This is a genomic window from Pseudomonas moorei, from assembly GCF_008801475.1.
GTDB lineage: Bacteria > Pseudomonadota > Gammaproteobacteria > Pseudomonadales > Pseudomonadaceae > Aquipseudomonas > Aquipseudomonas moorei.
In genome coordinates this window covers 225,405-247,594 of record NZ_VZPP01000002.1, presented here as the reverse complement: position 1 = coordinate 247,594, position 22,190 = coordinate 225,405, and the positions used below count along the sequence as shown (strand labels likewise).

Here is a 22,190-nt window from a genome sequence, read left to right as displayed (position 1 = left end):
GCGAATCAGCCTTTGGTGACATCCGGATCGGTAGACAGCACCAGATCGACACGATCGAGCAGGTCCCGTACCTGTTCGCGGGTCGAGCTGCTGGCCTGAACATCCGGGCGCTCTTCCTTGTGCAGCAGGTCGTGCGTGATGTTCAACGCGGCCATGACAGCGATGCGATCGGCGCCGATGACTTTGCCGCTGCTGCGGATTTCACGCATTTTGCCGTCCAGGTAGCGAGCAGCGCTCACCAGGTTGCTGCGTTCTTCCTGGGGACAGATGATCGAATATTCTTTGTCGAGGATCTGCACGGTGACGCTATTGCTTGAACTCATGAGTCTTGCTCCAGGGCCTTGAGGCGCGAAATCATCGATTCGACCTTACGCCGGGCGATTTCGTTTTTTTCAATGAGGTGAGCGCGTTCCTCGCGCCAGGTCTTTTCCTGAGCTAGTAAGAGTCCGTTTTGGCTCTTAAGTTGCTCGACTCGGGTAATCAGCAGCTCGAGTCTGGCCATCAGCGCTTGCAGGTCGGTGTCTTCCATTGTCTTCACTGTCTGATGGGGGCGAACTGTAGGCGCGAGCCTGCTCGCGATGGTCGCCAACGTTACCGCTGGGGCTCTGACACCCCATGGCGTTCTCGGGTTCATCGCGAGCAAGCTCGCTCCTACAGAGGAGTCGATGTAGGATACAAGGCCTTCATTCTAGACATAGCGCCGTCTGGCGCCTAGCTACCCATGCCCATTCAGAATTCCCCGTACCAAGCCTTCGCCACCCTGCTGACTTCCAGCGGTCATCCTGTCTCGCCCGCCGAACTGCACGGCCTGCTGCTCGGCCGCAGCTGCGCCGGTGCTGGTTTTGATGCCGAAGGCTGGCTGATCGATGCCGCCGAGCTGCTGGAAACCGAGCCGCAGGAAAACGTCCGCAATGCCTTGATCGGCCTGCAGGAAATGGTCAAGGGCGAACTCACTGGCGACGACGTGACCGTCGTTCTGCTGCTGCCAACCGATGACGCCCCCCTTGCCGAACGTGCCGCGGCACTGGGTCAATGGTGTCAGGGCTTCCTCAGCGGTTTCGGCCTGAACTGCCGCGATAGCAGCATGCTGAGCACCGAGGCCACCGAAGTGTTACAGGATCTGGCGGCGATTTCCCAGGTCCAGGACGCTCTGGAAGAGTCCGACGACGGCGAAAACGACTATATGGAAGTCATGGAGTACCTGCGCGTTGCGCCGCTGCTGCTGTTCTCCGAAACCCGGAAGGCGGACGCACCTGCTGCCGCCAAGCCGTCGCTGCACTGATCAATGCCAGGGAACGCCATCTGCCCATGATCCATATCCCGAAATCGGAATACAGCCGTCGCCGCAAGGCCTTGATGGCGCAGATGGAACCCAACAGCATCGCGATCCTGCCCGCTGCCGCGGTGGCCATTCGCAACCGCGACGTCGAGCACGTTTACCGCCAGGACAGCGACTTCCAGTACCTCAGCGGTTTTCCCGAGCCTCAGGCCGTGCTGGTGTTGATACCGGGACGCTTGCACGGTGAGTACATCCTGTTCTGCCGCGAACGCAATGCCGAGCGAGAGTTGTGGGACGGCTTGCGTGCCGGGCAGGAAGGCGCGATCCGCGACTTCGGCGCCGACGACGCGTTCCCGATCACCGACATCGACGACATCCTGCCGGGCCTGATCGAGGGCCGTGACCGGGTGTATTCAGCCATGGGCAGCAACCCGGAATTCGACCGGCATCTGATGGAGTGGATCAACGTGATCCGCTCCAAAGCCAATCTTGGCGCCCAGCCACCGAACGAATATGTTGCCCTGGATCATTTGCTTCACGACATGCGCCTGTATAAATCGGCGGCAGAAGTGAAAGTGATGCGCGAAGCTGCAAGGATTTCCGCCCAGGCCCATGTGCGTGCCATGCAGGCCAGCCGTGCCGGGTTGCACGAATTCAGCCTGGAAGCCGAGCTTGATTACGAGTTCCGCAAGGGCGGGGCGAAGATGCCGGCCTACGGGTCGATCGTCGCGGCGGGGCGCAACAGTTGCATCCTGCATTACCAGCAGAATGACGCGGTGCTCAAGGACGGCGATCTGGTGTTGATCGACGCCGGGTGCGAAATCGACTGTTACGCCAGCGATATCACGCGCACCTGGCCGGTCAACGGCAAGTATTCTGCGGAACAGAAGGCCATCTACGAATTGGTGCTGGCGGCGCAGGAAGCGGCGTTTGCCGAGATCGCCCCGAACAAGCATTGGAATCAGGCCCACGAAGCCACGGTCCGGGTAATCACTGCGGGGCTGGTCGAGTTGGGTTTGCTGCAGGGCGATGTCGATGAGCTGATCGCCAGCGAAGCCTACAAGGCGTTTTACATGCACCGTGCCGGGCACTGGCTGGGCATGGATGTGCATGACGTCGGCGAATACAAGGTCGGCGGCGAATGGCGCGTGCTGGAAGTCGGCATGGCGCTGACCGTGGAGCCGGGGATCTACATCGCCCCGGATAACCAGAGCGTGGCGAAGAAATGGCGCGGCATTGGCGTGCGCATCGAGGACGACGTGGTGGTGACCAGAACCGGCTGTGAAATCCTGACCAAAGGCGTGCCGAAAACGGTCGCCGAGATCGAGGCCCTGATGGCCGAAGCACGGACACAAGCGGCATGAGTCGAGTCAATCTGGCGATTATCGGTGGTGGCCTGGTTGGCGCCAGTCTGGCGTTGGCCTTGCAGGCCGGGGCCAAGGCCCGCGGCTGGAAGATCGTGCTGATCGAGCCTTTCGCTCCCGGCCATACCTGGCAACCGAGCTACGACGCGCGCTCCACGGCGTTGTCCTTTGGTGCCCGGCAGATTTATCAGCGCCTGGGCGTGTGGCAGGAAATTTCCCGCCGCGCCGAGCCGATCAAGCAGATTCACGTCTCCGACCGTGGGCGTTTTTCCACGGCGCGGCTGTCGGCGATGGAAGAAGGCGTTCCAGCGCTGGGTTACGTGGTGGAAAACGCCTGGCTCGGGCAATGCCTGTGGCAAGGCCTGGACAAGGACGTGATCAGTTGGCGCTGCCCGGCTGAAGTCACGCGCATGGAGCCGCTGACTGACGGCTATCGCTTGACCCTCAATGATGAAACCACCCTGGAATGCGACCTGGCTGTGCTCGCTGACGGCGGCCGTTCCGGCTTGCGCGAGCAGTTGGGCATCGGCATCAAGAAACGCCCGTACAACCAGAGCGCGCTGATCGCCAATATTACGCCGAGCGAAGCCCATAACGGCATGGCTTTCGAGCGCTTCACCGACGATGGTCCGATGGCCTTGCTGCCACTGCCGGACAACCGTTGTGCACTGGTCTGGACTCGCCAGGGCATGGATGCGCAGCGGCTGGCGGCCCTTGATGAACGCAGCTTCCTCAGTGAATTGCAGGGTGTATTCGGCTATCGCCTCGGCACCTTGAAGCAGGTCGGCGCCCGCCATTTGTATCCGCTGGCACTGGTGGAGGCCGAAGAGCAGGTTCGGCCGCATCTGGCTGTGCTCGGCAACGCGGCACACAGCCTGCACCCGATCGCCGGTCAGGGTTTCAACCTGTCCCTGCGTGATGCCCAGGCATTGGCCGATGCGCTGCTTGCAAGCGACGGAACGCCGGGCGATTTTGCGACCTTGCAGGCTTACCGCGAACGTCAGCGCCTGGATCAGAACCTCACGGTGGGCTTCTCCGACCAGGTCACGCGTTTGTTCGGCAGCACTCAGCCATTGGTTTCCATGGGGCGCAACCTGGGTCTGCTGGGCCTCGACCTGCTGCCGCCGGCCAAGCGCTGGTTCGCCAGGCAGGCAATGGGCCTGGGTACTCGCCCCGATGCTTGAATGGCTAACCAAAAAGATCGGCAAGGCGCGGCTGATGCGCTGGTTTATGGGTCTCTACCCGCCGTACCTAGGTGCCGGGGTTCGGGTGCGGCACATCAGCGATGATTTTCGCGACATCCAGGTGTCCATGGGCTTGAGCTGGTACAACCGCAATTACGTGGGCACGCAGTTCGGTGGCAGCCTGTATTCCATGGTCGACCCGTTCTTCATGTTGATGCTCATGGAAAACCTCGGGCGTCATTACATCGTCTGGGACAAAGCCGCCGACATCGACTTCATCGCGCCGGGCAAAGGCACGGTGTATGCCCGTTTCAACATCGATGACACCCTGCTCGACGAGATCCGTCGGCAGACTGCGGGTGGCGACAAGTACCTGCCGCAATTGCAGGTCGATATTCACGACGGCGCCGGCCACCTGGTGGCGCGAGTCGGAAAAACCCTTTACGTGCGGCTCAAGCCGCAAGCGAGACAGGCTTAAAGCATGGAAATGCGCGCAGATCTGCTGATTGTCGGGGCTGGAATGGTCGGCAGCGCCCTCGCGCTGGCGTTGCAGGACAGCGGGCTGGAAGTCCTGCTGCTGGACGGCAGCCCTTTGAGCGTCAAACCCTTTGACGCCCAGGCGCCATTCGAGCCGCGAGTGAGCGCCTTGTCTGCCGCCAGTCAGCGGATTCTTGAGCGCTTGGGTGTCTGGGATGGCATCGTCAGCCGCCGCAGCAGTCCTTACCGCGACATGCATGTCTGGGACGGCAGCGGCACTGGAGAAATCCACTTCTCGGCCGCCAGTGTGCATGCCGATGCACTGGGCCATATCATCGAGAATCGCGTGGTTCAGGACGCCTTGCTTGATCGCTTGCACGACTGCGACCTGGGCATGCTGGCCAATGCGCGCCTGGAACAAATGCGCCGCTCTGGTGACGACTGGCTGCTCACCCTGGCCGACGGCCGTACCCTGCGCGCGCCTCTGGTGATCGCGGCAGATGGTGCCAATTCGGCGGTGCGGCGCCTGACCGGTGTCGCGACCCGTGAGTGGGATTACATGCACCATGCAATCGTCACCAGCGTGCGCAGCTCAAAACCTCATCAAATGACCGCCTGGCAGCGCTTTACCGATAACGGCCCGTTGGCGTTCCTGCCGCTGGAACGGGACGGTCAGCAGGATTGGTGCTCGATCGTCTGGTCGACCACCCCCGGTGAAGCCGAACAGCTGATGGCCATGGATGACGAAGGCTTCTGTCGCGCGCTGGAGCGGGCCTTTGAAGGCCGGCTCGGTACTGTGCTCAGCGCCGACCCTCGCCTGTGTGTACCGCTGCGTCAGCGACATGCCAAGCGTTACGTCGCTGAAGGCCTGGCCCTGATCGGTGATGCGGCGCACACCATTCACCCGTTGGCCGGCCAAGGCGTAAACCTCGGGTTCCTCGATGCCGCCGTGCTGGCCGAAGTGCTGCTGCAAGCGTCAAGCCGGGGTGAACGTCTGGCGGATGTGAAAGTGCTCAGTCGCTACGAGCGCCGGCGCATGCCCCATAACCTGGCGTTGATGGCGGCGATGGAGGGTTTCGAGCGCTTGTTCCAGGCCGATCCGTTGCCGGTGCGCTGGTTGCGAAATGCCGGGTTGAAAATGGTCGAGCAAATGCCCGAGGCCAAGGCGTTGTTCGTGCGTGAGGCCCTTGGGTTGACCGGGGACTTACCGGCGCTGGCCAAGGCCTGAGATTTTTACCGAGGCTAATGACCCCATCGAGAGCTTGCTCGCGATGGGGCCAGAACATCCGCCGTGGATTTCCTGCGGTGCAACATCTGGTAACTCCTCCGCAAACTGTTCGATTGAGAAGCTAAATGTGAGTCCTTATCATTTGCCCTCACTTTTTCAATCGAGAGACCGCTCCCATGTTGGCACCAAAGCGTCTATTGACCGCACTGGCCCTGACCCTGATCGGCAGCACCGTCGCCCAGGCTGCCGACGAGGTGGTGGTCTACTCCTCGCGTATCGATGAGCTGATCAAACCGGTCTTCGATGCCTACACCGCGAAAACCGGGGTGAAGGTGAAGTTCATCACCGACAAGGAAGCCCCGCTGATGCAGCGGATCAAGGCCGAGGGCGAGAACGCTACCGCCGACCTGTTGCTGACCGTCGACGCCGGCAACCTCTGGCAAGCCGAGCAGATGGGTATCCTCCAGCCGTTCCCCTCGAAAACCATCGACGCCAACATCCCGCCTCAGTACCGCGCATCCTCACACGCCTGGACCGGCCTGAGCCTGCGGGCGCGGACCATCGCCTATTCCACCGAACGGGTGAAACCGGGTGAATTGACCACCTACGAAGCCCTGGCCGACAAGAACTGGGAAGGCCGCCTGTGCCTGCGCACGGCGAAGAAGGTCTACAACCAGTCTCTGACCGCCACCATGATCGAAGTCCACGGCGCCGAGAAAACCGAGAAGGTCCTCAAGGGCTGGGTCAACAACCTGTCCACCGACGTGTTCTCCGACGATGTCGCGGTGCTGGAAGCCATCAAGGCCGGCCAATGCGACGTCGGCATCGTCAACACCTACTACTACGGCCGTCTGCACAAGCAGAAACCTGACCTTCCAGTGAAGCTGTTCTGGCCAAACCAGGCGGATCGAGGCGTGCACGTCAATCTGTCCGGCATCGGTCTGACCAGGCACGCGCCGCATCCGGAAGCCGCCAAGGCGCTGGTGGAGTGGATGACCACGCCTGAGGCGCAGAAAATCTTCGCTGACGTCAACCAGGAGTTTCCGGCCAACCCTGCCGTGCATCCATCGGCTGAAGTCGCTGCCTGGGGGCAGTTCGTGGCCGACACCTTGCCGGTGGAAGTCGCCGGCAAGCGTCAGGCCGAGGCGATTCGCATGATGGATCGCGCTGGCTGGAACTGAGTTGCTTAGTAGACTGCGCCCGCCAATGCGGGGCGTTTTGTCTATGGGCCAAGCGCCTTGGCCCTGTAGGAGCCGGCTTGCCAGCGAAGGCGGTGTACCTGACAACCGTGCTGACCGGTTCACTGGATAGCCAGCTCCAGCAGGGGAGCTGCTGTTGTATCTATCTCATCCGTTAGAGAGTTTTTCCTTGGCCCACCCCGCCCAACGCCGCTGGTACCCGCTGGTCTTCGCCATTGCTGCGCTGGTCCTACTGCCCCTGAGCGTTTTGCTGCTTTCCTGGCAAACCATCGATCAGCCAATCTGGTCCCATCTGTGGGACACGCAGATGTCACGCTTGCTGGGCAACACGCTGATGCTGGTGCTCGGCGTCGGTGTTGGCGTCACGTTGCTGGGCGTGAGCCTGGCCTGGCTCACCAGCCTGTGCGAATTCCCCGGCCGGCGTTGGCTGGACTGGGCATTGATGCTGCCGTTTGCGATACCGGCCTATGTGCTGGCCTTCGTTTTCGTCGGCTTGCTGGATTTCGCCGGCCCTGTGCAAACCCTGCTGCGCGAATGGTTCGGAACGGGCATGCGCTTGCCTCGGGTGCGTTCCACGGGCGGGGTGATTCTGGTTCTGGTGCTGGTCTTTTATCCCTACGTTTATCTGCTGGCACGTACCGCGTTCCTGGTTCAGGGCAAGGGTTTGATGGAAGCGGCGCGCGTCCTCGGGCAATCGCCATGGCAGGCTTTCTGGCGGGTGGCCTTGCCCATGGCGCGACCGGCCATCGGCGCGGGCGTGGCATTGGCGTTGATGGAAACCCTGGCGGATTTCGGCGCGGTGTCGGTGTTCAACTTCGACACCTTTACTACCGCGATCTACAAGACCTGGTACGGGTTTTTCAGTCTCTCCACCGCCACGCAACTGGCCAGCCTGTTGCTGTTGGTGGTGATGGTGGTGCTGTACGGCGAGCGTCGCGCACGGGGTGCCAACCGGGCGAGTAATGAGCGGCCAAGGGTCAAGGCCTTGTATCACCTGCGGGGGTTCAAAGCGCTGCTGGCCATGAGCTGGTGCGGCCTGGTCTTTGCCTGTGCCTTTGTCATTCCGATGCTGCAATTGCTGGTGTGGTTCTGGCAGCGTGGACGCTTCGATCTGGATGAGCGGTACGCCGGACTGATCGTCCACACCCTGTACCTGGGCGCGATGGCCGCGCTGATCACGGTCAGTGTCGCTCTGGTGTTGGCATTCGCCAGGCGCCTGGCACCCACGCCAGGGATCCGTGCCGGAGTCAGTCTGGCCAATCTGGGCTACGCCTTGCCCGGCTCGGTGCTGGCGGTGTCGATCATGCTGGCGTTCAGTTACCTGGATCGCGAGCTGGTGATTCCGCTCTCCGGTTGGCTCGGTGGGGCCGGCAGACCTTTTTTGTTGGGCAGTCTGTCGGCGTTGTTGCTGGCATATCTGGTGCGCTTCATTGCCGTGGCCTATGGGCCCCTGGAAAGCAGTCTGGCGCGTATACGGCCTTCTTTGCCCGAAGCGGCCCGTAGCCTTGGCGTCAGTGGCCCACGACTGTTTTTCAAAGTGTATCTGCCGTTGCTGTTGCCCGGCTCGTTGAGCGCCGCACTGCTGGTCTTTGTCGACGTGCTCAAGGAAATGCCCGCGACCCTGCTGATGCGTCCGTTTGGCTGGGATACGCTGGCGGTTCGGATCTTTGAAATGACCAGCGAGGGTGAGTGGGCGAGGGCCTCTTTGCCGGCGTTGACCCTGGTATTGGTCGGGCTGCTACCGGTCATCGGATTGATCCGACGTTCAGCACATCGAAACAGCTAGGTGTCAGTCCTCCACCTTGCAGCTACAATGCGCGGCATTCGGTGCGGTCCGTCTGACAGACACGGTAGTGAAAATCGGCTGGAGGCCCTTTATTTCAAGGCTTTCACCCGAATAGACATTCAACCGCACCTTCGCCACGCCCGGAAGGAGAAACCCATGGGACAGCGTACGCCTCTGTATGACCTTCATCTCGCCCTCGGCGCGAAGATGGTCGATTTTGGCGGTTGGGATATGCCTTTGCATTACGGATCGCAGGTCGAGGAACACCATCAGGTGCGCCGCGATTGCGGTGTGTTCGATGTATCCCACATGACCGTGATCGATGTCGGCGGGTCCCAGGCCAAGGCCTGGCTTCAGCATCTGCTGACCAATGACGTCGAACGTTTGCACAGCTCTGGCCGTGCCTTGTACAGCGCCATGCTCAACGAGCAAGGTGGCATCGTCGACGACATGATCGTTTATCGCCTCGACGACGGTTATCGCCTGGTAGTCAACGCCTCGACCCGCAATCAGGATCTGGCGTGGATGCAGGCTCATCTCGACGGCTTTGACGTGCAGCTCAATGAGCGCTCGGAGCTGGCGATGCTGGCCATCCAAGGCCCCCACGCCAGGCAAAAAGTAGGCGAACTGGTCACCCAGTCCCGTGGCAATCTCATCCAGCTCCTCAAGCCTTTCGAAGGCCAACCCGATGGGGACTGGTTCATCGCGCGCACAGGCTACACAGGTGAAGACGGCCTGGAAATCATTCTGCCAGCCAATCAGGCACCGGGATTCTTCAACGATCTGGTCGGGGCGGGCATTTCCCCGATCGGCCTTGGCGCACGGGATACCTTGCGGGTTGAGGCCGGCATGAATCTGTACGGGCAGGACATCGGCCAGGATGTTTCACCGCTGGTCTCCAACATGGCCTGGAGCATTGCCTGGGAACCGGCCACCCGCCAGTTCATCGGTCGTGCGGCCCTGGAGGCTGAACAGGCCGGCGGTATACAGCATCGGCTGGTCGGGCTGGTCCTCGAGGAGCGTGGGGTATTACGCGCTCATCAAGTGGTCCGCATCGCTGATGTTGGCGAAGGGGAGATCACCAGTGGTAGTTTCTCTCCTACGCTTAGCAAGTCGATTGCACTGGCGCGCGTGCCAATGGCAACTGCCGACCGCGCAGAAGTGGAAATCCGTGGCAAGTGGTACCCGGTCCGAGTGGTCAAACCGACCTTCGTACGCCATGGCAAAACCTTGATTTAACCTATTCTGGCGGCATTGACCGCCGACAATTCCCGAGGATACAGAACATGAGCGATATCCCTGCCGACCTGCGTTTTGCCGAAAGTCACGAATGGGCACGCCTGGAAGCCGATGGCACCGTCACCGTGGGCATCAGCGATCACGCGCAGGAAGCGCTGGGTGATGTGGTGTTTGTCGAGCTGACCGAAGTCGGAAAAACCTTTGCAGCCGGTGATCAATCCGGTGTGGTGGAATCGGTAAAAGCAGCGTCCGACATCTACTCCCCGGTTGCCGGTGAAGTGATCGCGATCAACGAAGAGCTGAGCGGCTCGCCAGAGCTGTTGAACTCCGACCCGTACGGCGCGTGGATCTTCAAACTCAAGCCAAGCAACGCCGCTGACCTGGACAAGCTGCTCGACGCGGCGGGTTACAAGGCCGCCATCGGCGAGTAAGACCCGCCCCGCAGGAGCCGGCAAGCCGGCTCCTGCAAGGTTGGACTCAAGGCTTCAGTACGGCTTTGACCGCTGCCACCGAACGCTCGACGTCCGCTTTGGTCATCGCGGTAAACATCGGCAGCGAAACAATCAAGCGTCCCACCCGTTCGGCTGTCGGGAACATCCCCTCCTTGAAACCGCGCTCGCGGTAAAGACTCAGCAAGTGAATCGGCGGGTAGTGATAGCCGATACCGATACCCAATGCCTGCATCTGTTCCATGAAGGTGGCTCGGGCCGGTTTGCCATCCTGACGCTCAGGCAATACCAGCTGGAACAAATGCCAGTTGCTGTTTTCGAAGTCCGCCGGGGGGAGTTGCGCCCCGTATTGCGCTTCAAAATCTTCGCCAAAGCAGGCGAAGTAGTGTTTGGCCAGTTCACGCCGATGAGCGGTGATCGCTTCGAGATGAGCAAATTGCCCCAGGCCGATGGCCGCGGCGACATCGGTCATGTTGAACTTGCCGCCCAGCACATCGACGTCCAGGCCATCAAAGCCGCTGCGCGTAACGCCTTGCAGACGGTACTTTTCCGCCAGCTTCACTTCTTCGGCATTGTTCAGCACCAGGCAGCCGCCCTCCGACGAGGTGACGTTCTTGTTTGCCTGAAAGCTGAAGGAAACGAAATCGCCGGTCGAGCCAATGCGCTGGCCGTTCCAGCTTGAGCCCAACGCTTGTGCCGCGTCTTCGATGATCCGCAGGCCATGCTTGTGAGCCAGTGCGTACAAGCGAGTCATGTCCACGGGCAGCCCGGCCAGATACACCGGGATGATGGCTTTGGTGCGCGGGGTGATCGCGGCTTCCAGCTGATCCAGATCGATGTTGCGGGTCACCGGGTCGATGTCGGCAAACACCGGTGTGGCGCCAACTTCCAGAATAACGTTGGCGGTGGCGACCCAGGAAATCGGAGTGGTGATCACTTCGTCACCCGGTCCGATGCCGGCGATGCGCAAGGCGATTTCCATGGTGCAGGTGCCGGAATTGAACGTGCGCACCGGGCGTCCGCCAAAATATTCCGACAGTTGCGCTTCAAAGGCCTGAACCTTGGGGCCGCTGGTAATCCAGCCCGAACGCAGGACCTCGCCGACGGCGGCGATGGTGGCTTCGTCGATAGTGGGTTTGGAGAAGGGCAGGAAAGGCAGTTGGCTCATAAATGAAGGCACCTCATCAGCAAGTATTGGGTAAGCGACGGACATGATGATCCGTAATGCCCGGCAGCGCCATGCTCTCGGTGTCGGCAGCGGCTGCTATGCTGGTTTGACCGTGTTGCATCGACGCTGAGCGCCAGTCCAGAGAGAGCCCGTCATGTCCCAGTTGCCGTCCCTGAGCCAGTTACGCGATCCCAATGCCTTCCTTCGCCGTCACCTGGGGCCCGATGCCGCCGAGCAACAGGCGATGCTCGACAGCCTCGGTCTCGGCAGCCGGGTCGAGTTGATCGAGCAAACGGTGCCGCCGGGCATTCGTCTGAACCGGGCGCTTGACCTGCCGCCGGCCCTCGATGAAGAAGCCGCCTTGGCCAAGTTGCGGGGCTACGCCGAGCAGAACCAGGTCTGGACCAGCCTGATCGGCATGGGCTATCACGGCACGCTCACACCCGCTGTCATTCTGCGCAACGTGCTGGAAAATCCCGGCTGGTACACCGCGTACACACCCTATCAGCCGGAAATTGCCCAGGGACGTCTCGAAGCGTTGTTGAATTTCCAGCAACTGACCATCGACCTCACGGGCCTTGAGCTGGCCAATGCCTCGTTGCTCGACGAAGCCACAGCGGCGGCGGAAGCCATGGCCTTGGCCAAGCGGGTGGCCAAATCCAAAAGCAATATTTTCTTCGTCGACGAAAATTGCCATCCGCAGACGATATCCGTGGTGCAGACCCGTGCCGAAGGCTTTGGGTTCGAGCTGGTCATCGGCCCTGTGGATAACCTGAAACAGCACCAGGTGTTCGGTGCACTGCTGCAATATCCCGACACTCACGGCGAGATTCGCGATCTGCGGCCCTTGATCGATCACCTGCATGCCCAGCAGGCATTGGCGTGTGTCGCCGCCGATCTGTTGAGTCTGTTGTTACTGACCCCTCCGGGGGAGTTGGGCGCGGACGTGGTGTTCGGCTCCTCCCAGCGTTTCGGCGTACCGATGGGCTACGGCGGGCCTCACGCAGCGTTTTTTGCCAGCCGCGACGAATACAAACGTGCGATACCCGGGCGGATCATCGGCGTGTCGAAAGACGCGCGTGGCAATGTGGCCCTGCGCATGGCGCTGCAGACCCGTGAGCAACATATCCGCCGGGAGAAGGCCAACTCGAACATCTGCACGGCCCAGGTACTGCTGGCCAATATCGCCAGTTTCTACGCGGTCTATCATGGCCCTGAAGGGTTGAAGCGGATCGCCCAGCGCGTGCATCGCCTGACCTGCATCCTCGCCGCCGGCCTTGAGCGCAAGGGCCTGATCCGCGTCAATGAACACTTCTTCGACACCCTGACCCTGGACGTCGGCGGCACCCAGACCGCGATCATTGAAAGCGCCCAGGCTGCGCAGATCAATGTGCGCATTCTGGGGCGCGGGCGATTGGGTGTGAGCCTGGACGAAACCTGTGGCGAAGCCACGGTGGCGAAACTGTTCGATGTGTTCCTGGGCGCCGATCATGGGCTCAAGGTTGAAGAACTGGACGCCGAAACCCTGAGCCCCGGCATTCCCGGGGCCCTGGCGCGTACCTCGCCTTATCTGCGCCATCCGGTATTCAACGCCCATCACAGCGAAACCGAGATGCTGCGTTACCTCAAGCAGCTGGAAAACAAGGACCTGGCGCTCAATCAATCGATGATCCCGTTGGGCTCCTGCACCATGAAGCTCAATGCCACCAGCGAGATGATCCCGATTACCTGGCCGCAATTCGCCAATCTGCATCCGTTCGCACCGAAAGAGCAGGCTGCCGGTTATGCGCTGATGATCGAAGAGCTGGAGCGTTGGCTGTGCGCGATCACCGGTTTCGATGCGATCTGCATGCAACCCAACTCCGGTGCCCAGGGCGAGTACGCCGGGTTGCTGGCCATTCGCAAATACCACGAGAGCCGGCATCAGGGTACCCGGGACATCTGCCTGATCCCGTCCTCCGCCCACGGCACCAACCCGGCTTCAGCGCAGATGGCCGGGATGCGCGTGGTGATTGTCGAATGCGATGAGGCGGGCAACGTCGATCTGGAGGACTTGAAAGACAAGGCTGCGCAGGCCGGGGACAAACTCGCCTGCCTGATGGCGACTTATCCTTCGACCCATGGGGTGTACGAGGAAGGCATCAGCGAGATCTGTGAGGTGATCCACAGCCATGGCGGTCAGGTCTACATGGACGGTGCCAACCTCAATGCCCAGGTCGGGCTTGCGCGTCCGGCGGACATTGGTGCGGATGTATCGCACATGAACCTGCACAAAACCTTCTGCATCCCCCACGGCGGCGGCGGTCCGGGCATGGGTCCGATTGGCGTGCGCGCACACCTGGCACCCTTCGTTGCCAATCACCCGGTGGTGCCGATCGACGGGCCGCTGGCGCAGAATGGTGCCGTCAGTGCTGCCCCCTGGGGCAGCGCGAGCATTCTGCCGATCAGCTGGATGTACATCGCCATGATGGGGCCGCAACTGGCGGACGCCAGTGAAGTGGCGATCCTTGCCGCGAATTACCTGGCGCAACACCTGTCCGGGGCGTTCCCGGTGCTCTACACCGGGCGCAACGAGCGGGTAGCCCACGAGTGCATTCTCGACCTGCGCCCCCTCAAGGCGCTGACCGGTATCAGCGAAGAGGATGTGGCCAAGCGCCTGATGGACTATGGCTTCCATGCGCCAACCATGTCGTTCCCGGTGCCTGGGACCTTGATGGTCGAACCCACCGAAAGTGAATCGAAGGCAGAACTGGACCGCTTTATCGGCGCGATGCTGAGCATTCGCGCGGAAATTACCGAGGTGCAGAACGGCAACTGGCCGGGCGAGGACAACCCGCTGAAACGTGCGCCGCATACCCTGGCCGATATCACCGGTGTCTGGGAGCGGCCTTACAGCATCGAGCAGGCCGTTACGCCGGACGCTCACACCAAGGCCCACAAGTATTGGCCGGTGGTGAATCGGGTGGACAATGTCTACGGCGACCGAAATCTGTTTTGTGCGTGTGTGCCGGTGGATGAGTACCGCTGATAAACACGCATCCCATGTAGGAGCTGGCTTGCCAGCGATGGAGTGTCAGTCGACATCAATTTGGCTGACCCACCATCGATGGCAAGCCAGCTCCTACAAGGGGATTTGTGTTGGCCATAAAAATGCCGCTCCATTTGAGCGGCATTTTTATTCAACTTGAAGGCTTATTCCGACGCCACGGCATTCTTCGCCAGGATCGCATTCGCCAGTTCCATGTCTGTCGCCTGCAGGCCCGGGTTGTCGGCGCGGACTTTCTGCATGGCGGCTTCCAGGTATGGGCCGCGGATGCCGCCGTCGCTGGCGACGAAGCTGCCGGCATCGTCCTGGGCGGCGACGATCAGCTTGTGATCCTTGAACGTCAGGTAGGTCGAACCGGTGGTGGCACCGGAGGAAATGACGTTACGCCAAAAGCTATCGGCCATCGCCGAACCGACAGGCAGGGACAGCAGGGCGATGGTTGCGACAGCAAGTTTCAGACGCATAAAAGTGACTCCACAGGGTTAACTCCGGTGTTTGATAGCGATTCCCCCAATCGAGTTCCACTGCGGCCAATCTACTTTTGCTCACTCTGTGGCGTCACTCGCAGCACCTCCTCGATGGTCGTCACACCGGCCGCCACTTTCTGCGCACCGGACAATCGCAGACTGCGCATGCCTTCCTTAAAGGCCTGACGCCGCACGGCGAGCAAGTCCGTGTCCGGGTTGATCAGCGCCTTGAGACCATCAGTCAGTTGCATGATTTCGTAGACCCCGGCGCGGCCGTGATAGCCGGTGTCGCGGCATTCCAGGCAGCCGATGGCGCGTTGCGCATGGGTGGGGAGCGGCGCTTGCCAGGGGCGGGTCAGGGTCTGCCAATCCTCTTCACTCAGGTCTTGCGGAGCCTTGCAGTGCGGGCACAAGGTGCGCACCAGTCGCTGGGCCATGACCCCCAGTAGCGTGGCCTTGATCAAATAATGCGGTACGCCAAGTTCCAGCAGGCGACTGATGGCGCCGGGCGCGTCATTGGTGTGCAGGGTCGACAGCACAAGGTGCCCGGTGAGGGCCGCCTGAATGGCCATTTCCGCGGTTTCGAGGTCGCGAATCTCGCCGATCATGATGATGTCCGGGTCTTGTCGCATCAGTGCGCGCACGCCGGCGGCGAAGCTCAGGTCGATGTTGTGCTGGACCTGCATCTGATTGAACGCCGGCTCGACCATTTCGATCGGGTCCTCGATGGTGCAGAGGTTGACCTGCGGCGTCGCCAGTTTTTTCAGCGTGGTGTAGAGCGTGGTGGTCTTGCCGGACCCCGTTGGCCCGGTGACCAGAATGATGCCGTTGGGCTGGCGCGTCATGTCGTGCCAGCGCCGCAGATCGTCGGCTGAAAACCCGAGCTGATCGAAGTCCTTGAGCAGCACCTCCGGGTCGAAGATCCGCATGACCATTTTTTCGCCGAAGGCTGTCGGCAGTGTCGATAGCCGCAACTCGACTTCGCCACCCTCCGGGGTCTTGGTCTTCACCCGGCCGTCCTGGGGTTTGCGTTTCTCCGCAACGTTCATCCGGCCCAGGCTTTTCAGGCGGCTGACGATGGCCATGGTGACCTGTGGCGGGAATTGGTAGACGTTGTGCAGCACGCCGTCGATGCGAAAACGCACCGTGCCCTGTTCGCGTCGGGGCTCGATGTGGATATCGCTGGCACGTTGCTGGAAAGCGTACTGGAACAGCCAGTCGACAATGTTGACGATGTGCGCGTCGTTGGCGTCCGGCTCCTGGTCGCTGGCGCCGAGATTGAGCAGCTGTTCGAAATTGCCCAGGGTGTTGAATGGCTGATCGGCGTTATTCGCGCCGCTGACCGACTTGGCCAGGCGAAAGAACTCCACGCTGAAGCGCTGGATATCCACCGGATTGGCCACCACACGTTTAATGGGCAGCTTCAGCACATGGGTCAGGTCGGCTTCCCAGCCTTTGACGTAGGGTTGTGCGCTGGCCACGGTCACAGCGTCGCGATCGATGGACACCGCCAGAATCTTGTGGCGTTGGGCGAAGGCGTAGGACATCAAGGGCGTGATGGCGGCGACGTTGATCTTCAGCGGATCGATGCGCAAGTAAGGCTGGCCAGCCTGCTGCGACAGCCACAGCGTCAGGCTTTCGAGGTCGAGGTGTTTGCCGGGTCGGCTGAGGTCCTCCAGCTGTTGGCTGGCGATGAACTCCAGGGGGTGCATCTGGCCATTGGCGACATGGCGGCGGCGGGCGTTGAGCGCGTGTTCGGCCGAATCCTGGTTGATAAAGCCCTGGGCGACCAGTTCACGCAGCAAATCACTGAGATCCAGCCAGCGGTCCTGAAGGGCGAGTTGAACGGACATGCGGGCTCCTTGTGAACGACAGTTCGCAAAGGATAGTCGTGACCCTGCCGACCGCTGGGCCACTACCCGACCAAGCCGTATCGACTTCTTTCAGCCTGTCGCCTGAGCCGTTTCGCCCCAGGCAGAATCCGCCGATTGCAGATCGACCGAGCAGATGCTGATCAGGTTACGCAGTTTTTCCGCAATCACCTGGGCACGGTGCCAGGTCAACCCGTCGACGATTACATGGATGTCCATCAGGTCGTCCTGGCGCTGCACGTTCACCTGTTCCGGCGTCAGAAACTGCAGGGCGAACAGGTTCAATGCGCGGCAAAGCAGGTCCGGCTCGGCTTCGGCCAGCAACTGATAGCGAACGCGGCAGAGCGTGTTGCTGACGTTCCAGACATCGGCGCGGGTGGGCGGGGTGTTCACGGCTTCCAGATACGGCATGGTCGATCTCCAAATCACTGGAGAAATTTTTACATTCGTGGCCGGGTATTTCTTATCTATGATGGGGCGTATGGCGGCTAAGCCGAATCGTTTAATTCATAAATTCGCTAATCAAGGGTTTTTTTATGCAGAGCGAACTGGATAGCTACGACCGCAGGATTCTCGCGTTGCTGCAAGAGGACGCTTCGCTCTCCAGTGCGCAGATTGCCGAACAGGTGGGGCTGTCGCAGTCACCGTGCTGGCGGCGGATTCAGCGGATGAAAGAGGAGGGGATCATTCGGGGTCAGGTGACGTTGCTCGACCGCAAGAAAATCGGGCTCAACACGCAGATTTTCGCGCAGGTCAAACTCAACGCCCACGGACGCTCGAATTTCACCGAGTTCACCGAAGCCATTCGCGGCTTTCCCGAAGTGCTGGAGTGTTATGTATTGATGGGAGCGGTGGATTTCATGCTGCGGATCGTCGCGGCAGACATCGAGGCGTATGAGCGATTTTTCTTCGAGAAACTATCGCTGGTGCCGGGGATTCAGGAGGTCAATTCGGTTGTGGCGTTGTCGGAGATCAAGTCGACCACCAGTTTACCGGTCTGAAGTGTTGTGGTGACTGTGCTGGCCTTATCGCGAGCAGGCTCGCTCCCACAGGTATTGCACTGAACCTGTGGGAGCGGGCTTGCCCGCGATGGCGGTATTACAGGCGCAGAAGCATCTTCCAGGCACGATTCTGATAAACCGCAATCGCCTGCTGCTTGCGCGCATCCAGGGTTTCGTCGGTGATCGGTTCGTTGGCCAGTTGCGCCAGCTTGTTCAGCTCGCCATACAGGCGATCCATTTCCGGGATGTCCAGCACGTGACGCGCGTGGTGTAGCCAGGCCTGGATGCGTTCAATACGCGGCAGTTGCTCGGCCAGGTCTTCCGGTTGCTGCTGGTAACGCTGCAATTGCAGCGAGTTGGCTTCTTCGCCCAGCAGGCGTGGCAACCAGCTGCCCAGTTGCGCGGCGCCCTGGCGATTGCCGCGGGTATTGCGGTCGGCGGCCCAGGTGCGAGCGAGCAACCAGCGCGAGGTGTTCAGGGAGAACAGGCCCCAGCGCGGGTCTTCGAGTTCTTCAAGGAACTGCTCCGGCGCGGCTTTGCGTACATCTTCGTCATCCAGGCCGGCCTGGACCAGCGGACGCCAGTCTTCGAGCAGGGCATCAAGCGCGACGCGCAGGTCGTGGGTCGATTGACGCGGCGCAGCCTGGCCGAGGCTGCTGACCAGCGCGCGCAATTCGGCGAGGTTTTCCACCCAGTCCTGCAGCAGGCGCCAGTGGCCATTGAAGCGATATTGTTCGGCCAGACGCTGGCTGCTGCCCAGCAAGTGCCAGCTCAGGGCGGCGAAGGCGTCGTCCAGCGGCGTTTCGGCGGTGATCTGCGGTGCCGGCAGGCTCAACGAATAACTGTTGGCGTCGTACAGGCGATAGCCGCGTTCGGCCTTGCTGATGTCGCAGGGCATCAGGGCCAGGGTCGCGGCCAGCTCGGCGGCCAGTTCCAGCAACGCGGCCGGTTCGCCTTCGCGCAATTCCAGTTCCAGCTCGCAGATTTCTTCTTTCTGTTTGCCCACCACCACGTGGCCCAGGTCCAGCGCGGCTTCGATGACCACTTTGGTCTTGCCGCGGCCCCAGGCGATTTCGGCGCGTTCGCGGACAAAATCAGTGGTGAAAATCGGCTTCAGGGTTTTCTTGTCCAATTCAGCCAGGGCTTCGGGCCAGCATTCACCGTCGAGCTTCTTCACGTCGAGCTTGGCTTTGGGCAGGTGCCAGTCGTACTCATTGCGCTCGGACAGACCGGCGACGCTCTGGCCACGGGTCTTGAGCGTTTGAATGACTTCTTCGCCATCCTTGCGCAGGCGCAGGGCGACCTTGGCGCGGGCCAGATCGCGCTCGGGCGTGTCGAAGTACTGGTTCATCAACTCACGGCGGTCCCAGCCACTTTTGTTGCGTTTTTTCAGTAGCGGGTGCTCGCGCAGAGCAGCGAGGGTTTCGCGGCTGACGCGGAGTTTGATTTCGGTTTCTTTCTGCATGGCCGGAAAATCCAGGATCGGGAGCGCAGCCGGGGGAATGTGTGGCTGCCAAGGTCGTGCAGTGTACAGGAGTCGTCCTTGCTCCGCCCTGCGACGGTTTATTCCTGTCGCCGGATGGTTCTATGATGGACTTCAATCCGCGAGTGGGAGCCAGCGATGCCTTTGCCGTCCATGAAAGATCAGTTCGCTGCATTGATCGCTGCACCGTCGGTCAGTTGCACCCAGGCGAATCTCGATCAATCCAATCGCCCGGTGATCGACCTGCTGGCCGCCTGGCTCGGCGACCTGGGTTTCGCCTGCGACATCCAGCAGGTCAGTCCCGGTAAATTCAACCTGTTGGCCAGTTTCGGCTCCGGTCCTGGCGGTCTGGTGCTGGCCGGCCACAGTGACACCGTGCCGTTCGATGGCGCGCTGTGGCAGACCGACCCGCTGAAGCTGACCGAAGTCGACGGTCGCTGGGTCGGCCTGGGCAGTTGTGACATGAAGGGCTTTTTCGCCCTGGCCATCGAGGCGGTCAAACCGCTGCTCGATCAGCCGTTCAAGCAGCCGCTGCTGATCCTGGCCACCTGCGATGAAGAGAGTTCGATGTCTGGCGCACGCGCCCTCGCACAAGCCGGACGGCTGTTGGGGCGAGCGGCGGTGATCGGCGAGCCGACCGGGCTCAAGCCGATTCGCATGCACAAAGGCGTCATGATGGAGCGCATCGACATTCTCGGGCAGAGCGGCCACTCCTCCGACCCACGCCTGGGGCACAGCGCCCTCGAAGCCATGCACGATGCCATTGGCGAACTGCGGGGACTGCGTCTGTTGTGGCAGCGTGAATTTCGCAATCCACAATTCAGCGTGCCGATGCCGACGATGAATTTCGGCTGTATTCATGGTGGCGATAACCCCAACCGTATTTGCGGGCAATGTTCGCTGGAGTTCGACCTGCGGCCATTGCCGGGCATGGACCCCAAAGCCCTGCGCGCGGCGATTTTGCAGAAGCTCAACCCGATTGCCGAACGGCATCAGGTCAAGATCGATTACGCACCACTGTTCCCCGAAGTGCCGCCGTTCGAACAGGCCGAAGACGCGGAACTGGTGCGGATCGCCGAAAAGCTCACCGGTCATACGGCCGAAGCAGTGGCGTTCGGCACCGAAGCGCCTTATCTTCAGCAACTTGGCTGCGAGACACTGGTGCTCGGCCCGGGCGATATCGCCTGCGCCCACCAGCCGGGGGAATACCTCGAAATGTCACGTTTGCAGCCTACGGTGCATCTATTACGTCAGTTGATTGAACATTACTGCCTGACACCGGCAAACAACCCCCTGTAGGAGCGAGCCTGCTCGCGATGGACGTCAACGATGACGAGAGCTGCCTGGAGCAACGCGGTAGCTCTACCACCATCGCGAGCAAGCTCGCTCCTACAGGTGTTTGCGGTTAAATTGCCGGTACCCAACCCCGTATTCATGAGGAGAGCGCGCGTGTCGCCAAGCCTGTTCCGACGATAACCATCAGCCCGCTGTGCGTTTTCTGTTTCGCCCTTTTTTTCGGCTGCTATTTATTACAGGCCCAGGTTCATGCCCGAATACGTCAATTGGCTTCGTCACGCTTCGCCATACATCAACGCCCACCGCGATTGCACCTTCGTCGTCATGCTGCCCGGCGACGGCGTTGAGCATCCCAACTTCGGCAATATCGTCCACGACCTGGTGCTGTTGCACAGCCTGGGCGTACGACTGGTGCTGGTTCACGGTTCGCGTCCGCAAATCGAAGCGCGTCTCGCCGCTCGCGGCCTGACCCCGCATTACCATCACGGCATGCGCATCACCGACGCGGCAACGCTTGAGTGCGTGATCGATGCCGTCGGCCAGTTGCGCATCGCCATCGAAGCGCGGCTGTCGATGGACATGGCTTCCTCGCCGATGCAGGGCTCACGCTTGCGCGTGGCCAGCGGCAACCTCGTTACGGCCCGACCGATCGGCGTGCTCGAAGGCGTCGACTATCACCACACCGGCGAAGTACGCCGGGTCGACCGCAAGGGCATCAATCGCCTGCTGGACGAGCGCTCCATCGTGCTGCTGTCGCCATTGGGCTACTCGCCGACCGGTGAAATTTTCAACCTCGCCTGTGAAGACGTCGCCACCCGCGCGGCCATTGATCTGGGCGCGGACAAACTGCTGCTGTTTGGCGCAGACCTTGGCTTGATCGATGAGCATGGCCGTCTGGTTCGTGAATTGCGTCCGCAACAGGTGCCGGCGCATTTGCAGCGTCTGGGCAGCAATTATCAGGCGGAACTGCTGGATGCCGCCGCAGAAGCCTGCCGTGGCGGCGTGGCACGCAGTCATATCGTCAGCTATGCCGAGGATGGCGCTCTGCTGACCGAACTGTTCACCCGCGACGGTGGCGGCACGCTGGTCGCCCAGGAACAATTTGAAGTGGTGCGCGAAGCGGCCATTGAAGACGTCGGTGGTCTGCTGGACTTGATCAGTCCGCTGGAAGAGCAGGGGATTCTGGTGCGGCGTTCCCGCGAGGTGCTGGAGCGCGAGATCGAGCAGTTCAGTGTGGTCGAGCGTGAAGGCATGATCATCGCCTGCGCGGCGCTGTATCAGATTGCCGATTCCGATGCCGGTGAGCTGGCCTGCCTGGCCGTTAACCCTGAGTACCGTCATGGCGGTCGTGGGGATGAGCTGCTGGAGCGCATCGAAACCCGTGCACGGGCGCAAGGGCTCAAGACACTGTTCGTCCTGACGACCCGCACCGCGCACTGGTTCCGCGAGCGTGGTTTCGAGCCCAGCAGCGTCGAGCGCCTGCCGTCGGCGCGGGCGTCGCTGTACAACTATCAGCGTAATTCGAAGATCTTCGAAAAGACCCTTTGACCGTGGTGGTCCTATCGCGAGCAGGCTCGCTCCCACAAGGTTCTGTGTCGTTCGCAGAACCTGTGGGCGAGCCTGCTCGCGATGGGCCGCGCAGCCGCCTTCAGC

Annotated in this window: 20 protein-coding genes; 13 read left to right on the top strand and 7 right to left on the bottom strand. The window is 61.2% G+C overall.

Annotation, left to right across the window (positions count from 1 at the left end):
- Nucleotides 1–5 precede the first annotated feature (5 nt).
- Together F7R06_RS04085 and F7R06_RS04080 are read right to left on the bottom strand one after the other, a co-directional pair.
- Entirely contained in the window at nucleotides 6–323 is a 318-nt protein-coding gene (locus F7R06_RS04085; protein ID WP_090326411.1) for a cell division protein ZapA, read from the bottom strand.
- Complete coding sequence (locus F7R06_RS04080; RefSeq protein WP_007982902.1) at nucleotides 320–529, bottom strand: TIGR02449 family protein; 210 nt, start codon at nucleotides 527–529, stop codon at nucleotides 320–322. The genes F7R06_RS04085 and F7R06_RS04080 overlap by 4 nt, the downstream gene beginning before the upstream one ends.
- Nucleotides 530–721: 192 nt before the next feature.
- Here F7R06_RS04080 and F7R06_RS04075 point away from each other — a divergent pair, with 192 nt between their 5' ends.
- The 9 genes from F7R06_RS04075 (at nucleotide 722) to gcvH (ending at nucleotide 10,187) form a co-directional block, all read left to right on the top strand.
- Entirely contained in the window at nucleotides 722–1,282 is a 561-nt protein-coding gene (locus tag F7R06_RS04075; protein WP_090326407.1) for a YecA/YgfB family protein, read from the top strand.
- A 26-nt stretch (nucleotides 1,283–1,308) separates the two neighbouring features.
- Nucleotides 1,309–2,643: a Xaa-Pro aminopeptidase gene (gene pepP / locus F7R06_RS04070; RefSeq protein ID WP_090326405.1), complete on the top strand. Its 1,335-nt coding sequence runs from the start codon at nucleotides 1,309–1,311 to the stop codon at nucleotides 2,641–2,643.
- Complete coding sequence (ubiH, locus tag F7R06_RS04065; protein WP_090326402.1) at nucleotides 2,640–3,827, top strand: 2-octaprenyl-6-methoxyphenyl hydroxylase; 1,188 nt, start codon at nucleotides 2,640–2,642, stop codon at nucleotides 3,825–3,827. The genes pepP and ubiH overlap by 4 nt, the downstream gene beginning before the upstream one ends.
- A complete protein-coding gene (locus F7R06_RS04060; RefSeq protein WP_090326400.1) occupies nucleotides 3,820–4,305 on the top strand; it encodes a DUF4442 domain-containing protein in 486 nt (161 codons plus the stop codon). Before ubiH ends, F7R06_RS04060 begins: the two co-directional genes overlap by 8 nt.
- Nucleotides 4,306–4,314: 9 nt before the next feature.
- A complete protein-coding gene (locus F7R06_RS04055; RefSeq protein ID WP_162842400.1) occupies nucleotides 4,315–5,532 on the top strand; it encodes a 2-octaprenyl-3-methyl-6-methoxy-1,4-benzoquinol hydroxylase in 1,218 nt (405 codons plus the stop codon).
- Between the two features lie 176 nt (nucleotides 5,533–5,708).
- A complete protein-coding gene (locus F7R06_RS04050) occupies nucleotides 5,709–6,713 on the top strand; it encodes an extracellular solute-binding protein (protein WP_090326393.1) in 1,005 nt (334 codons plus the stop codon).
- Between the two features lie 187 nt (nucleotides 6,714–6,900).
- Complete coding sequence (locus tag F7R06_RS04045; protein ID WP_090326391.1) at nucleotides 6,901–8,517, top strand: ABC transporter permease; 1,617 nt, start codon at nucleotides 6,901–6,903, stop codon at nucleotides 8,515–8,517.
- A 156-nt stretch (nucleotides 8,518–8,673) separates the two neighbouring features.
- A complete protein-coding gene (gene gcvT / locus F7R06_RS04040) occupies nucleotides 8,674–9,756 on the top strand; it encodes a glycine cleavage system aminomethyltransferase GcvT (RefSeq protein WP_090326388.1) in 1,083 nt (360 codons plus the stop codon).
- A 47-nt stretch (nucleotides 9,757–9,803) separates the two neighbouring features.
- Nucleotides 9,804–10,187: a glycine cleavage system protein GcvH gene (gene gcvH / locus F7R06_RS04035; RefSeq protein ID WP_090326385.1), complete on the top strand. Its 384-nt coding sequence runs from the start codon at nucleotides 9,804–9,806 to the stop codon at nucleotides 10,185–10,187.
- A gap of 46 nt (nucleotides 10,188–10,233) precedes the next feature.
- On the opposite strand, the gene F7R06_RS04030 is transcribed toward gcvH, so the two are convergent.
- The gene (locus tag F7R06_RS04030; RefSeq protein ID WP_090326383.1) at nucleotides 10,234–11,373 is read right to left on the bottom strand and encodes a DegT/DnrJ/EryC1/StrS family aminotransferase; all 1,140 of its coding nucleotides are present in this window, start codon (nucleotides 11,371–11,373) and stop codon (nucleotides 10,234–10,236) included.
- Nucleotides 11,374–11,527: 154 nt separating this feature from the next.
- Here F7R06_RS04030 and gcvP point away from each other — a divergent pair, with 154 nt between their 5' ends.
- Nucleotides 11,528–14,401, top strand: a complete 2,874-nt coding sequence (gene gcvP, locus F7R06_RS04025; protein WP_090326380.1) for an aminomethyl-transferring glycine dehydrogenase — start codon at nucleotides 11,528–11,530, stop codon at nucleotides 14,399–14,401.
- A gap of 164 nt (nucleotides 14,402–14,565) precedes the next feature.
- Here the strand turns inward: gcvP and F7R06_RS04020 are convergent, their stop codons facing one another.
- The 3 genes from F7R06_RS04020 to F7R06_RS04010 all read right to left on the bottom strand — a co-directional run bounded on the left by F7R06_RS04020 (nucleotide 14,566) and on the right by F7R06_RS04010 (nucleotide 17,168).
- Nucleotides 14,566–14,883, bottom strand: coding sequence for a DUF2388 domain-containing protein (locus tag F7R06_RS04020; protein WP_010466645.1), 318 nt, complete (start codon nucleotides 14,881–14,883; stop codon nucleotides 14,566–14,568).
- Nucleotides 14,884–14,954: 71 nt separating this feature from the next.
- On the bottom strand, nucleotides 14,955–16,739 hold the full coding sequence (gene tfpB / locus F7R06_RS04015) for a type IV pilus assembly ATPase TfpB (RefSeq protein WP_090326376.1): 1,785 nt from the start codon (nucleotides 16,737–16,739) through the stop codon (nucleotides 14,955–14,957).
- 90 nt (nucleotides 16,740–16,829) lie between these two features.
- The gene (locus F7R06_RS04010) at nucleotides 16,830–17,168 is read right to left on the bottom strand and encodes a hypothetical protein (protein ID WP_090326373.1); all 339 of its coding nucleotides are present in this window, start codon (nucleotides 17,166–17,168) and stop codon (nucleotides 16,830–16,832) included.
- A 125-nt stretch (nucleotides 17,169–17,293) separates the two neighbouring features.
- Between F7R06_RS04010 and F7R06_RS04005 the strand changes: the two genes are divergently transcribed.
- Complete coding sequence (locus F7R06_RS04005) at nucleotides 17,294–17,758, top strand: Lrp/AsnC family transcriptional regulator (protein WP_090326370.1); 465 nt, start codon at nucleotides 17,294–17,296, stop codon at nucleotides 17,756–17,758.
- A 97-nt stretch (nucleotides 17,759–17,855) separates the two neighbouring features.
- On the opposite strand, the gene F7R06_RS04000 is transcribed toward F7R06_RS04005, so the two are convergent.
- On the bottom strand, nucleotides 17,856–19,223 hold the full coding sequence (locus F7R06_RS04000) for a CYTH domain-containing protein (RefSeq protein WP_090326367.1): 1,368 nt from the start codon (nucleotides 19,221–19,223) through the stop codon (nucleotides 17,856–17,858).
- Between the two features lie 156 nt (nucleotides 19,224–19,379).
- On the opposite strand from F7R06_RS04000, the gene argE reads away from it, so the two are divergent.
- Nucleotides 19,380–20,540: an acetylornithine deacetylase gene (gene argE / locus F7R06_RS03995; RefSeq protein WP_090326366.1), complete on the top strand. Its 1,161-nt coding sequence runs from the start codon at nucleotides 19,380–19,382 to the stop codon at nucleotides 20,538–20,540.
- Between the two features lie 246 nt (nucleotides 20,541–20,786).
- The gene (gene argA / locus F7R06_RS03990) at nucleotides 20,787–22,085 is read left to right on the top strand and encodes an amino-acid N-acetyltransferase (protein WP_090326363.1); all 1,299 of its coding nucleotides are present in this window, start codon (nucleotides 20,787–20,789) and stop codon (nucleotides 22,083–22,085) included.
- Nucleotides 22,086–22,190 lie beyond the last annotated feature (105 nt).